This is a genomic window from Pasteurella skyensis (assembly GCF_013377295.1).
GTDB lineage: Bacteria > Pseudomonadota > Gammaproteobacteria > Enterobacterales > Pasteurellaceae > Phocoenobacter > Phocoenobacter skyensis.
On sequence record NZ_CP016180.1, the window covers coordinates 1,099,516 to 1,111,833 of the forward strand.

Here is a 12,318-nt window from a genome sequence, read left to right on the forward strand (position 1 = left end):
GAGATAAAAAGGAAAATATTATGACTATTGAAATTCTTACTCCTGATTTACCAGAATCTGTTTCTGATGCCACAGTCACTACATGGCATAAAAAAGTCGGTGACAGCGTTGAGCGAGATGAAATCATTGTAGAAATTGAAACAGATAAAGTAATGCTTGAAGTACCTGCGGAAAAAGCGGGTGTAATTACAGAAATCCTTGAAGATGAAGGTGCAACTGTTGTCAGCAAGCAGTTACTTGGAAAATTATCAAGTAGTCAAGACGGTAAATTAACGACTGCCACTGTAGATAAAACAGAATCTACTCCATTAGATCGTCGTACCGCCGCCATTGAAAATGATCAACATCTCTCTAATGCACAAAGCCCTGCCATTCGTCGCCTGTTAGCAGAACACGAAATTAATAGTGATGACATTAAAGGTACTGGTGTAGGTGGTCGTATTACTCGTAGTGATGTGGAAACCGTGCTTGCTACTCAAAAAACAACACAAACTCCATCTGAACCACTCGAAACCGTTACTTATAGCGGTCGTAGTGAAAAACGTGTTCCAATGACACGTTTACGTAAACGTATTGCAGAACGTTTATTAGAAGCGAAAAACACCACTGCAATGCTCACTACGTTCAACGAAGTAGATATGCAACCTATTATGCAACTACGCAAAACCTATGGTGATAAATTTGAACAACAGCACGATGTTCGCTTAGGTTTTATGTCTTTCTATATTAAAGCCGTTGTCGAAGCATTAAAACGCTATCCTGAAGTAAATGCGTCTATTGATGGTAGTGATGTGGTTTATCATAATTATTTTGATGTAAGTATTGCCGTGTCTACTCCTCGAGGTTTAGTTACTCCTGTACTTCGTGATTGTGATAAATTGAGTATGGCAGATATTGAAAAATCAATTAAAGCATTAGCTATTAAAGGACGAGATGGTAAATTAACCGTCGAAGACTTAACGGGCGGTAATTTTACCATTACTAATGGCGGAGTTTTTGGCTCTCTTATGTCTACGCCTATTATAAATCCACCACAAAGTGCAATTTTGGGTATGCACACCATTAAAGATCGCCCTGTTGCTATCAATGGTGAAGTCGTTATACGACCAATGATGTATTTAGCACTTTCTTACGATCATCGTTTGATCGATGGTAAAGAGTCTGTTGGCTTCTTAGTGACAATTAAAGACTTACTCGAAGATCCTACAAGGCTATTATTAGATATTTAATTTCTCCTCTTCTCCCCCTCCTCCAACCTATGTAGGAGGGCTTTTTTTATATGCCAGTAAGCAATTAAGTTTTTAACTCAAACAGTATTGTACAACTATTGAGCTTGTTAAAGCACGGTTACTGAGCTTGTCGAAGTATAAGTGCTTTGTAATCATTCGCTCTTCGATAGGTTCGAGAACGGAAAATAATACTTAACAACCTTATTCTAGATTTAATTAGTATAAAAAACTAAAAATCTCCTTTCATTTTTGCAAAATTTTCTGCTAAAGTAACCGCTATATTCACGATAAATCATCACAAATGGACAGGCATAATGAATTTACACGAATACCAAGCAAAACAGTTGCTTAATCAATATAATATTCCCACACCACAAGGCGTACCTTGTACTAATCTTGATGAAATTAAACAATCTTTACATAAAATTGCTACTTCACAATGGGTAATGAAATGCCAAGTACATACAGGTGGACGCAGTAAAGCAGGCGGCATTCAAATCGTCAACAATGAGTGTGAAGCCACTAATTTTGCTAAACAGTGGTTTGGTAAAAATTTAGTTACTTATCAAACAAATTCAACAGGTTTACCTGTTCATACTATTTATGTGGAAGAAAGTGCTACTATTGAGCGAGAGATTTATCTAAGTGTACTCATTGATTCTTCTTTACAAAAAATGGTCTTTATTGCATCAAGTGAGGGAGGCATAAATATTGAAGATATCGCAGAAACTAATCCTGATGTCATTTATAAAATCACCATTGATCCTCTGATTGAGGTAATGCCTTATCAAGGTCGAGAGTTAGCATTTCAACTCGGTCTAACAGGAAAGCAAGTTAAACAATTTACACACATTTTTATGCAACTAATCAAATTGTTTAAACAAAAAGATCTTTCGTTACTAGAAGTCAATCCTCTCGTTATTACACAACAAGGAGATTTACTCTGCCTTGATGCAAAAATCATTGTCGACGATAATGCTCTTTATCGACAACCTGAACTATACAAAATGAATGATCCAACACAACAAGATCCTCGAGAAGTCATTGCTGAATATCACCAATTAAATTATGTCGCTTTAAAAGGAAATATTGGTTGTGTAGTCAACGGTGCAGGGCTTGCAATGGGAACAATGGATAGCTTAAAAGCCTTTGGTGGTCAACCTGCCAATTTTCTTGATGTAGGTGGCAAAATTACAGTTGAGCGAGTAACAGAAGCCTTTAAACTTGTTTTATCTGATCCTAATATTAAAGTTATTTTAGTAAATATTTTTGGTGGCATTGTACGTTGTGATTTAATCGCAAAAGGGATTATTGCTGCAGTCAATGAAATCGGAATTGAAATTCCCGTCATTGTACGTTTAGAAGGCAATAATGCTGAAATCGCTCATCATATTTTATCTGAATGTAACTTAAATATTATAAGTGCAACCAACCTTACTCAAGCCGCACAGCTTGCCGTAGATATTGCAAAGAAAGATGAGGAGATGAATAAATAATGGCAATTTTAATTGATAAAAATAGTAAAGTTATTTGTCAGGGATTTACGGGTAGTCAAGGTACGTTACACTCCTCTGATGCGCTGGCGTACGGCACACAGCTTGTTGGTGGTGTATCACCAAACAAAGGAGGAACAATTCATCTAGGTCTTCCTGTTTTTAATACAGTGCGTGAAGCTGTAAATAATACTGGGGCAACTGTTTCTGTTATTTACGTACCTGCAAGTGGATGTAAAGATGCTATTTTCGAAGCAATCGATGGTGGTATTAAGCTCATTATTTGTATTACAGAAGGCATCCCTGTATTGGATATGCTTGATGTAAAACAACGCTTAAATCAAAGTGATGTAATAATGATAGGTCCAAATTGCCCTGGTGTCATCACACCTGATGAATGTAAAATTGGTATTATGCCTGCTCATATACATCAAAAAGGGAAAATTGGTATTATTTCTCGCTCTGGTACACTGACTTATGAAGCCGTAAAACAAACGACGGATGCAGGATTAGGACAATCTACTTGCGTTGGAATTGGAGGCGATCCTATTTCAGGCTCTAGTTTCATTGATATTTTAAAACTCTTTGAACAAGATCCACAAACAGAAGCCATTGTAATGATTGGTGAAATTGGCGGTACAGCCGAAGAAGAAGCCGCTGAATTTATTAAACAGCATATTACTAAACCTGTTATTGCTTATATTGCAGGAGTAACTGCTCCAAAAGGTAAACGGATGGGACACGCTGGAGCAATTATTAATGGTAAAAAAGGAACTGCTTTAGGAAAATATAAAGCATTAAAAGATGCAGGCGTTATAACCATCAATAGCTTAACTGATATTGGAAAACAACTTAACTCAATATTATAAAGCGCACTTTATTATCTTAAAAAATAAACTCTTAATCTACTAGACGACTATTAATAAATGATCTAATATTATACTCGAATTTCATTTCTATTAAGGAAAACTTATGAAAAAATTACTACCTATCATCGGACTTTCAGTCCTTACTCTTGTTGGCTGTGCCACTGAAGGATCTCGAGTTGTAGAAACTCAGAAGGTCGCCACTTATAATACAACCTATCATGGAAAAAAATCTCCTATTGCATTAGGTAAATTTAACAATCGTTCAAGCTATCAAAATGGCATCTTCTCTGATGGTACAGATCGTTTGGGTAACCAATCAAAAACAATTTTATTAACACATTTACAACAAACAGGACGTTTTACTGTTTTAGAACGTGCTAATTTAAAAGAAATGGCAAAAGAAGCAAAAATCAGAGGTAAAAAACAGCATCTTAAAGGTGCAACGTATGTAGTCACTGGTGATGTTACTGAATTTGGACGTAAAACTGTCGGTGATCACCAACTATTTGGTATCTTAGGTCGTGGTAAGCAACAAGTTGCTTATGCAAAAGTAGCTTTAAATGTACTAAATGTGAATACTTCTGAAGTCGTTTACTCTGCTCTTGGTGCAGGCGAATACAGCTTATCAAATCGTGAAATCATTGGATTCGGCGGTACTGCAGGATATGATGCAACACTAAATGGAAAAGTACTTGATTTAGCTATTCGTGAAGCAGTCAATAATTTAGTCAAAGGCATTGAATCCGGTCAATGGACACCAAGTAAATAAGGAGAAAGTGATGTTAAAAACATTAAAAATATTCCCTGTATTGCTTTGTGGATTTGTGGTGATTGGTTGCCAATCACCTAGCCCATCTCTTTATTATTGGGGAAACTATTCTGATTCTGTTTATTCTTATTATGATGATGAGAGCACATTAGATACACAGCAACAAAATATGCTACAAATTATCAATAATGCTCAAGAATCAGGTAAACAAGTTGGTCCAGGCATTTATGCACATTTAGGTTTGATTTCATTAAAACAAGGAATGGCTCAAAAGGCTCAAGACTATTTCCAAAAAGAAATGACTCTTTATCCAGAGTCTGCCACTTTTATTCAGTTTTTACAACGTAAAAATAATTCTCTAAAAGGAGCGGTTAAATAATGAAAAAATTATCTCTATGGTTAGCTTCTTTATCCATTATTTTACTATCTGGTTGTAGTAATACGTCAAAGCCTTATGACTATTCAGCGTTACAAAATAGTAGTCCAAAATCAATCCTATTGGTTCTACCTAAAAATAACTCACCAGAAGTAAAAGCAGATATTGCAGTACTTGCTCAATCAACTGTTCCTTTAGCAGAAAAAGGTTACTACGTATTTCCAGTTACATTGGTGAATGAATTATTTAAAGAAAATGGTGTAACAAACGGCAATGATATTCAAAATGTCAGTGCAAAAAAATTACACCAAATTTTTGGTGCTGATGCGGCTATGTATATGACAGTAGATGAATATGGTTCTAGCTATAAAGTATTTGATAGTGTTACCACTGTTTCAGCTACAGCAAATTTAGTTGATCTAAAATCAGGAAAATCGTTATGGTCTGGCAATGCTAAAGTGGCTACCAGTAGCAATGGAGACCAATCTAATAACATCTTCGGTGTTTTAATTTCTGCAATGGTTAACCAAATTATTAATAGTGTAACAGATCAGGGTTATAAAGTAGCTGGACAAACTACTGCACAATTATTTAATGCAGGACATAGTGGAAATATCCTCTATGGTCCAAAACACCCTCTTTATCAAAAAGATCCTCAACTACAAGCTAAATAATCTTTCCAAATAAGGCTATAATTTTATAGCCTTTTTAATACATACGATTTCAAAATATAAAAAAGTTATGCCATAATTATTAAATGTTCTTATTTTAAATATTTTTATGAAAGGAGAATATAGAATGTCCAATACACAACCTAAACTTGCTGTTCTCATTGATGCAGATAATACCCCTTCATCTGCTATAACAGAAATTATGGCAGAAATCGCTAAATATGGTGTAGCAAGTGCTAAACGAATTTATGGGGATTGGAGTAGTTCACATTTAAAAGGTTGGCAAGATAATTTACTTAAACACGCTTTAATTCCTGTGCAACAATTTGCTTATACTAAAGGTAAAGATGCAACAGATATGCAACTGATTATTGATGCAATGGATCTATTGTACAGTGATACATTTGACGGTTTTTGTTTACTCTCTAGTGACAGTGATTTTACTCCTCTTGCAATGCGTGTTCGTGAAAGCGGATTAACTGTTTATGGCTTTGGACGTAAAACTACACCTGAAGCATTTCGTCAAGCTTGTGATAGATTCTTTTATATAGAAAATTTACAAGAAAAAGTAACTGAAGAATTAAAAGAAGGAGAACGAGAACAACCAACAACCTCAGAAAAATCTAATAAAACACGCCCAACAACACAGCAAATTATAGAGAGTTCCTTAAAATCGCTACTTTATAAAGCCATCAAAGAATGTATAAATGATAATACTGGCTGGGCATATATGGGAGATATTAGTAATTACTTAACTCAAACTCAGTCTGATTTCGATCCTCGTAGCTATGGATATGCAAAACTTTCTAATATGCTTAAAAAACTAGATAGCTTACAATTTCATTATGATGAAGCAAACCGTATGTATTGTCGTAAAATTCCTTATGGTGAATTAATCCAACTACTCAACAAAGCAACTCAAAAGTTTCAAAGTAAAAAAGGTTGGTCAAAAGTAAGTACTGTCGAAAACTATATCACTCCCCGTTGGGATTACAAAGAGTATGGCTTTGATAATTTTGAGAAATTATTAGAAACTGTACATAATATAGAAATTGAAAAAGACAGCTTGCGCATTAAGGCTTCCTAAACAAATAACCTCAATAAAATAAGCGGTAAGATCTACATAAAAATTTACAAATTTATGTTATCATTCCCTTAATTAATTACTAAACTAGTTTAGTTTTCCTAATATGAGAATAGTTATGGCAATAAAATCTAAATATCAAGACGATCAAGTTGATACACTATTAAATGAATTAATCGCTGTATTAGAAAAAAATCACACTCCTGTCGATCTTTCATTAATGGTGCTAGGTAATATGGTGAGTAATATTTTACTCAATAATATTAATGAACCTCAACAACGTGAGCATTTAGCAGAAACATTCTCTCAAGCTCTAAAAAGTTCACTTATAACCAAACATTAGTATGCTTAAATTTTTTCAAAAACGCTCAGAAGCAATTTCTCAACGTATTACGTGGGGACATTGGTTCACACTGTTTAATATTGGCATTGTTTTATTTATCGCCTCTCGATATGCCTTTAATGCAGACTGGCCAAATACTTTTTTAGGGAAAGCGTATTTTTTTATCAGCTTATTTGGACATTTTAGCTTTGTTGTTTTTGCTGTTTATTTACTCTTACTTTTTCCACTGAGTTTTGTTATTAAAAATCAACTGACTTTCAGAGTGATTTCCGTTATTTTAGCAACAGGTGGAATGGTTTTATTACTGATCGATACCGAAGTATTTCGTACTCTTTATTTACATTTATCTCCACTCGTCTGGGAGTTATTTATCAGCCCTAAAGGTTTAAATTTTTTAAGCCATTGGCAATTTATTATTCCAATTTTAGCTATTTTTATTGCTGAAATTGCAAGTTCTTATTGGATATGGCGAAAATTAAGACGCTTTGGACGTCAAAAATGGGGTAAGTTTGTTGCTCTCTTTTTTATTACTTGCTTCATTGCAACACATTTATTTTATGCGTGGGCAGATGTCACATTATATCGACCAATTACAGCTCAAAAATCAAATTACCCATTATCCTATCCAATGACAGCAAAAACCTTTTTTGAAAAGCATGGTTTTGCAAATCATTCTGTTTTAGAGCAACAGATCAAAGAACACGGTCGTCCTGAAGCCTTTTATCTGAACTATCCTAAAACAAAATTAATAATGGATGAACCTGAACATAAAATTAACTTAATGATCATAAATGTTGCAACATTACGTCCTGATGCTATTTCAGCAACAAATATGCCTAATTTAACGGATATCCGTTCCAATTCATTATATTTTAACCAACATTACACAGCAGGTAATACTGCAATGGCAAGTGTAGTAAACCTCTTTTATGGACTAAGTGGTCAATATGTTGATTCTATTTTAAATGAACAACAACCTTCTCCTCTTATTACTACCTTGCAACAGTATCAATATCAGTTAGGTCTCTTTTCTGCCAATGAATTTAAAGCCCCGATTTATCGTCAGGCATTATTTAATAAATTGAAAGTAATGGCAAAAAAATCCAATAATAATATTATTAAACAATGGAAAAAATGGTTACAAAAAAGTAATCAATACCCTTCTTTTAGTTATTTAGATCTCAATTTACCTCAATCTATAAATTATACTAAAAGAGTACAACTGTTAGATCGTCAAATTGGTACGTTGTGGAATACATTAAAAGAACAGGATCAACTCTCCAACACGCTTGTCATTATTACAGCAAGTTTAGGTGAAGATCTCACAATAGATAACTCATTTGATAAAAAACGCTCACACATTCCAATGATGATGTATTGGAAAGGTGAAAAAGGTGATTATTCACAACTTTCAAGCCATTTAGATATAATGCCAACACTCTTAAATCAATTTTTTGGTGTCACAAATCCAATTTCAGATTATGCTCAAGGAATTAACCTTAATGAGACCAATAACCGTAAATGGCTACCTAGTGCAGATCATAAATGGCGAGTGGCAATAATGCTTGATGGTGAGCAATACCAAATTAATCCTAAAAAAGGGCGCTTTAAATATTTCAATATTGAGGGTAAACAACAAAAAAATAAAGAAGCACCTCTGGCACTCTTTTTACAACTTATTCGTGACAGTAATCAATTTATGGAGAAATAGCGGGTAGATCTCATTCAAAATTTGCAAAATCTTGAATAAATCATACCGCTTCACAACACTATGCTAAATAATTTAGAGCTAGAACACATTTTAAACGTTAAATTAAACAGTAATGCCATCAACGACTACGCCCCTAACGGCCTACAGATTGAAGGAAAACAGAATATTCAAAAAATTGTGACAGGGGTAACAGCAACACTGCCTTTAATTGAAGAAGCGATCAAACGTAATGCTGATGCAATTTTAGTTCATCACGGTTATTTTTGGAAAAATGAATCACCTTGTATTCGTGGAATGAAAGGTAAACGTATCAAACAGTTACTTGTAAATAATATTAATTTATATGGTTACCATCTACCTGTAGATATTCATCCAGAGTTGGGCAATAATGCTCAATTGGCACAAAAATTAGGTATAACAAATTTACAAGGTTTGGAAGATTCTCCTTATTCTATTCCTGTATATGGTGAGTTAGAAACACCCATTACTGCAGTTGCCCTAGCTAAACGTATTGAAAAAGTGCTACACCGTACACCTATTTTGTGTGATGAATTTATTACTGATTATCCTCAAAAACTCATTAAAACCGTTGGGTTATGTACAGGTGGCGGACAAAACTATATCGACCTTGCTGCACAGAAAGGCGTTGATGCTTTTATTACAGGAGAAATTTCTGAACAAACTACCCACTCAGCTCGAGAACAAGGTATCTACTTCTTTGCAGCGGGACATCACGCCACAGAAAGGGATGGAATTAAAGCAGTAGGTGAATGGCTAGCACAAGAATATCAATTAGATGTGGAATTTATTGACATTGATAACCCTGCTTAATAAACAATAATCATCCTTTACTTCGTTATTGATTAGTTAATAAACGAAATATTTTACAACTTTGACATTAACATCTCTTCTACAATTAGACAGATTTTTAAAAACAGTATACAATATAATCACCGTTTACAAATAAATACAATATTTTTTATTTATTTGTAAGCAAGTTTAAACAGCAAAGAGGTAATTTATGAAAAAAGTTGTATTAATTTCTACCATTGCAACATTGGTTTTAAGTGGCTGTTCAACAATGCAGAAGGCTCCGCAAACAACGTCTGGTACTCAACAACAAAGTGGCATATTTAACGACAGTAATATGTATCCTCCTCAAGCCAAACCTGGTGAGTGTTATGCTCGAGTATTAACTCCAGCAACTTATAAAGTAATAGAAGAAAAAGTATTAGCAAAAGGAGCTGGAGAAAGTATCCAAGTTATTCCTGCTCAATATCAAACTGTGACAGAAAAAGTATTAATTAGTGAAGCAAGCACGCAATTAAAAGTTATTCCTGCAACATATAAAACTGTAACTGAAAAAGTATTAATTGCACCAGCACAAGAAGTGCTTACTAAAGTGCCTGCTAAATACAAAACGGTTACAGAAAAAGTCTTAGTTAAACCAGCTTATACAACTTGGAAGCGTGGTGTTAATCCAGTTTCAGATTCTTACTCAACAGTCACAAAAAATGGTGATGTTGTTTCTAAGTACGATCAAAGTACGGGTGAAATTATGTGTTTAGTTGAAGTTCCAGCTGAATACAAAACAGTAAGTAAAAAAGTATTAGCAACACCAGCAGGAACAGTTAAAAAAATTATTCCAGCTAAATATAAAACAGTGACAAAACGTATCGTTGCCACTCAAGCAACAACACAAAAAGTGACTATTCCAGCGAAATATAAAACCGTTTCTGTACGTAAGTTAGTTAAGCCAGCTGAAACAGTAAAAACACCTATTCCAGCAGAATACAAAACAATTACAAAACGTGTTGTTGAAACTAAACCTCATTTAGAATGGCGTGGAATTTTGTGTGAAACAAACACAACTCCAGACCTTATTCGCCGTTTACAAACTGCGTTAAACAAAAAAGGCTACCGTTCAGGTAAAGTTGATGGTGTACTAGGTCGTGATACTTTAAGAGCTGTAATTAAATATCAAAGAGCTAATAACTTACCAAGTGGTCAATTAACTTTAGCAACGTTAAAAAGTCTTGGTCTTTAATTAATTAAATATTGATGATACACGAGTCCTATTATTAGGACTCGTTTTTTTATGGCCTCACAACAGATAAGTGAATATTGATAACAGTATAAATAAAAAAAGGCATAGTAGACAAAATAGTTGGTAATTTTGAGGAGCTATGCCCATAGTAGACAAATGAGTTGGTTTTTATTATTTTATAAATAATTACCAACTCCTTTTATTTAGAAAATCTTTTATAAACATAATCTTATGGTATTTGGTTAAACCATTATGATTAGATAGTTTTCGTTTAAGTTCTCCAAATAAACTTTCAAGCCTATTTGTTGTTTTTTCTATATTTAATTCAGGATATTTTTCAAAAGTAAATAAATAATCCATATTATATTTTAAGCTCCTGTAAGCACTTCTTATATTACGATGTTTAAAAGGATATTTACCCTTTTCATTTATTTTATCGGAGCGTTCATTTAAATATTCTTTATGTTTTAAATACCAATAATGTAAATTAATATAGAACTCGTTTTTAGAGCTATTTTTTAATGTTTTAACTAATATTTTTAGCTCTTTTCCCGCTTCAGATTTAGGGTTCCTTGTTAATTTCCTTATTACATTTGCTATTTGATGAAATTGGCAAAGTTGTGCAGGCGTATTTAAAAAATCTCTTAATAATCCTCGTCTTCCATCACAAGTAATAGATTGAATAATATAGCCTTTTTCTCTTAATTTATTCATTGCTAATAGATAATAAAGATTTTTTTCTGTTGTCACAATTTGATGATAAATTACCTTCTTTGATAAAGTGTCCATAAAAACGAGAACACCAAAATTTCGACCAAAGAAAGTGGTATCCATCATTAAGTTCAATTTATTATTTTGTGGGATATTTAATGGCGTTTTAGGGGCTTTTAAAACATATCTTTGAATAGTTCTAACAGAGCAATTATATTTAATTGCTAGTTGCTTATAGGTTTGTTTACCTTCTGTGTAATCTAGCCAAATTTGGCTTGAATTTAAGGATTTTTTGAAGGTAAAAGTTTTATTACAAATAGAGCATTTATAACGTTGAACATTATTTTGGGTACCATATTTGTGAATATTCGTTTTATGACAAAAAGGACAAGTTTTTTATTCATTTTCAAAAAAGTGGGCTAAAGCACAGTAATATAAAGCTTTAACCCATTTTTTACCAACTATTTTGTCTACTATGCCTAAAAAAAGAACTAAGTTAATTTAACTCAGTCCTTTAACAATAATATAAACTATCGAATTTAATGCTAATACTAGCAATTAATTTCTAACTTTTACCATCTTCTTTCGATTGTTTCTTTCCTGCGTGAATCGCCATTTTTTGACGAATAATTCGACGCTCTTTAGATAACTCAGCGTTACGGATCGTAATATCATCAACACGACTTTCATAATCATCATGCATATTTGCAATAATTGCACGTATATCCGCCACAGTCATTGAATCTGTAATATATTGATTTAAGTTATTAAGTAACAATGCTCGTTTTCTATTATCTCTAATTCTACGATCATTTTCTGCTGTCTCACGTAATAACTTATTTTTTAATCGATATAAGTGTACATAATCAAGCATATCTTGAAAAGATTGTGTTTGTTTTCCCATAAAGCGCTCCTTTGGTAAATTTAAAATTGTTAACATCGGAAATCCTAAATCGTTTAGTGTCATTCGTCAAAGTATTTTTATCAACTTATGCTAATATTGCGAAGAAAATCA

Annotated in this window: 12 protein-coding genes and 1 pseudogene; 11 read left to right on the forward strand and 2 right to left on the reverse strand. The window is 33.3% G+C overall.

Annotated elements, in window-relative coordinates; all coding sequences use genetic code 11:
* Positions 1-20 precede the first annotated feature (20 nt).
* From odhB to A6B44_RS05430, 11 genes are all read left to right on the forward strand, one after another.
* Positions 21-1,229 carry a 2-oxoglutarate dehydrogenase complex dihydrolipoyllysine-residue succinyltransferase gene (gene odhB, locus A6B44_RS05380; RefSeq protein WP_090921970.1) on the forward strand — a complete coding sequence of 403 codons (1,209 nt, stop codon included), beginning with the start codon at positions 21-23 and terminating at the stop codon, positions 1,227-1,229.
* A 314-nt stretch (positions 1,230-1,543) separates the two neighbouring features.
* Positions 1,544-2,725 (forward strand): ADP-forming succinate--CoA ligase subunit beta, encoded by a 1,182-nt coding sequence (gene sucC, locus A6B44_RS05385; protein ID WP_090921972.1) that lies wholly within the window; start codon positions 1,544-1,546, stop codon positions 2,723-2,725.
* On the forward strand, positions 2,725-3,591 hold the full coding sequence (sucD, locus tag A6B44_RS05390; protein WP_090921974.1) for a succinate--CoA ligase subunit alpha: 867 nt from the start codon (positions 2,725-2,727) through the stop codon (positions 3,589-3,591). The genes sucC and sucD overlap by 1 nt, the downstream gene beginning before the upstream one ends.
* Positions 3,592-3,694: 103 nt before the next feature.
* Positions 3,695-4,360, forward strand: a complete 666-nt coding sequence (locus A6B44_RS05395) for a CsgG/HfaB family protein (RefSeq protein ID WP_090921976.1) — start codon at positions 3,695-3,697, stop codon at positions 4,358-4,360.
* Between the two features lie 10 nt (positions 4,361-4,370).
* A complete protein-coding gene (locus A6B44_RS05400) occupies positions 4,371-4,739 on the forward strand; it encodes a DUF4810 domain-containing protein (RefSeq protein WP_090921978.1) in 369 nt (122 codons plus the stop codon).
* A complete protein-coding gene (locus A6B44_RS05405; RefSeq protein WP_090921980.1) occupies positions 4,739-5,410 on the forward strand; it encodes a DUF799 domain-containing protein in 672 nt (223 codons plus the stop codon). The genes A6B44_RS05400 and A6B44_RS05405 overlap by 1 nt, the downstream gene beginning before the upstream one ends.
* A gap of 124 nt (positions 5,411-5,534) precedes the next feature.
* On the forward strand, positions 5,535-6,494 hold the full coding sequence (locus A6B44_RS05410; RefSeq protein WP_090921982.1) for an NYN domain-containing protein: 960 nt from the start codon (positions 5,535-5,537) through the stop codon (positions 6,492-6,494).
* A gap of 115 nt (positions 6,495-6,609) precedes the next feature.
* Complete coding sequence (locus A6B44_RS05415) at positions 6,610-6,834, forward strand: YejL family protein (RefSeq protein WP_090921984.1); 225 nt, start codon at positions 6,610-6,612, stop codon at positions 6,832-6,834.
* Between the two features lies 1 nt (position 6,835).
* Complete coding sequence (locus tag A6B44_RS05420) at positions 6,836-8,545, forward strand: DUF3413 domain-containing protein (protein ID WP_090921987.1); 1,710 nt, start codon at positions 6,836-6,838, stop codon at positions 8,543-8,545.
* 60 nt (positions 8,546-8,605) lie between these two features.
* Positions 8,606-9,376: a Nif3-like dinuclear metal center hexameric protein gene (locus A6B44_RS05425; protein WP_090921989.1), complete on the forward strand. Its 771-nt coding sequence runs from the start codon at positions 8,606-8,608 to the stop codon at positions 9,374-9,376.
* Positions 9,377-9,566: 190 nt separating this feature from the next.
* Entirely contained in the window at positions 9,567-10,592 is a 1,026-nt protein-coding gene (locus A6B44_RS05430) for a peptidoglycan-binding domain-containing protein (RefSeq protein WP_090921991.1), read from the forward strand.
* 186 nt (positions 10,593-10,778) lie between these two features.
* Here A6B44_RS05430 and A6B44_RS05435 read toward each other — a convergent pair.
* Together A6B44_RS05435 and A6B44_RS05440 are read right to left on the reverse strand one after the other, a co-directional pair.
* Positions 10,779-11,684: pseudogene (locus A6B44_RS05435) on the reverse strand (IS256 family transposase, variant Zn-binding type); the annotation flags it as partial.
* A gap of 184 nt (positions 11,685-11,868) precedes the next feature.
* Positions 11,869-12,207 carry a DUF496 family protein gene (locus A6B44_RS05440; RefSeq protein WP_090922781.1) on the reverse strand — a complete coding sequence of 113 codons (339 nt, stop codon included), beginning with the start codon at positions 12,205-12,207 and terminating at the stop codon, positions 11,869-11,871.
* Positions 12,208-12,318: the final 111 nt, after the last annotated feature.

Excerpts from the sequence above, each read along its gene's own strand:
- A6B44_RS05420 (WP_090921987.1), top strand. The coding sequence starts at position 6,836 with ATGCTTAAATTTTTTCAAAAACGCTCAGAAGCAATTTCTCAACGTATT.
- A6B44_RS05405 (WP_090921980.1), top strand. The coding sequence starts at position 4,739 with ATGAAAAAATTATCTCTATGGTTAGCTTCTTTATCCATTATTTTACTA.
- sucC (WP_090921972.1), top strand. The coding sequence starts at position 1,544 with ATGAATTTACACGAATACCAAGCAAAACAGTTGCTTAATCAATATAAT.
- A6B44_RS05430 (WP_090921991.1), top strand. The coding sequence starts at position 9,567 with ATGAAAAAAGTTGTATTAATTTCTACCATTGCAACATTGGTTTTAAGT.
- A6B44_RS05410 (WP_090921982.1), top strand. The coding sequence starts at position 5,535 with ATGTCCAATACACAACCTAAACTTGCTGTTCTCATTGATGCAGATAAT.
- A6B44_RS05400 (WP_090921978.1), top strand. The coding sequence starts at position 4,371 with ATGTTAAAAACATTAAAAATATTCCCTGTATTGCTTTGTGGATTTGTG.
- A6B44_RS05395 (WP_090921976.1), top strand. The coding sequence starts at position 3,695 with ATGAAAAAATTACTACCTATCATCGGACTTTCAGTCCTTACTCTTGTT.
- sucD (WP_090921974.1), top strand. The coding sequence starts at position 2,725 with ATGGCAATTTTAATTGATAAAAATAGTAAAGTTATTTGTCAGGGATTT.
- A6B44_RS05415 (WP_090921984.1), top strand. The coding sequence starts at position 6,610 with ATGGCAATAAAATCTAAATATCAAGACGATCAAGTTGATACACTATTA.
- A6B44_RS05425 (WP_090921989.1), top strand. The coding sequence starts at position 8,606 with ATGCTAAATAATTTAGAGCTAGAACACATTTTAAACGTTAAATTAAAC.
- A6B44_RS05440 (WP_090922781.1), bottom strand. The coding sequence starts at position 12,207 with ATGGGAAAACAAACACAATCTTTTCAAGATATGCTTGATTATGTACAC.
- odhB (WP_090921970.1), top strand. The coding sequence starts at position 21 with ATGACTATTGAAATTCTTACTCCTGATTTACCAGAATCTGTTTCTGAT.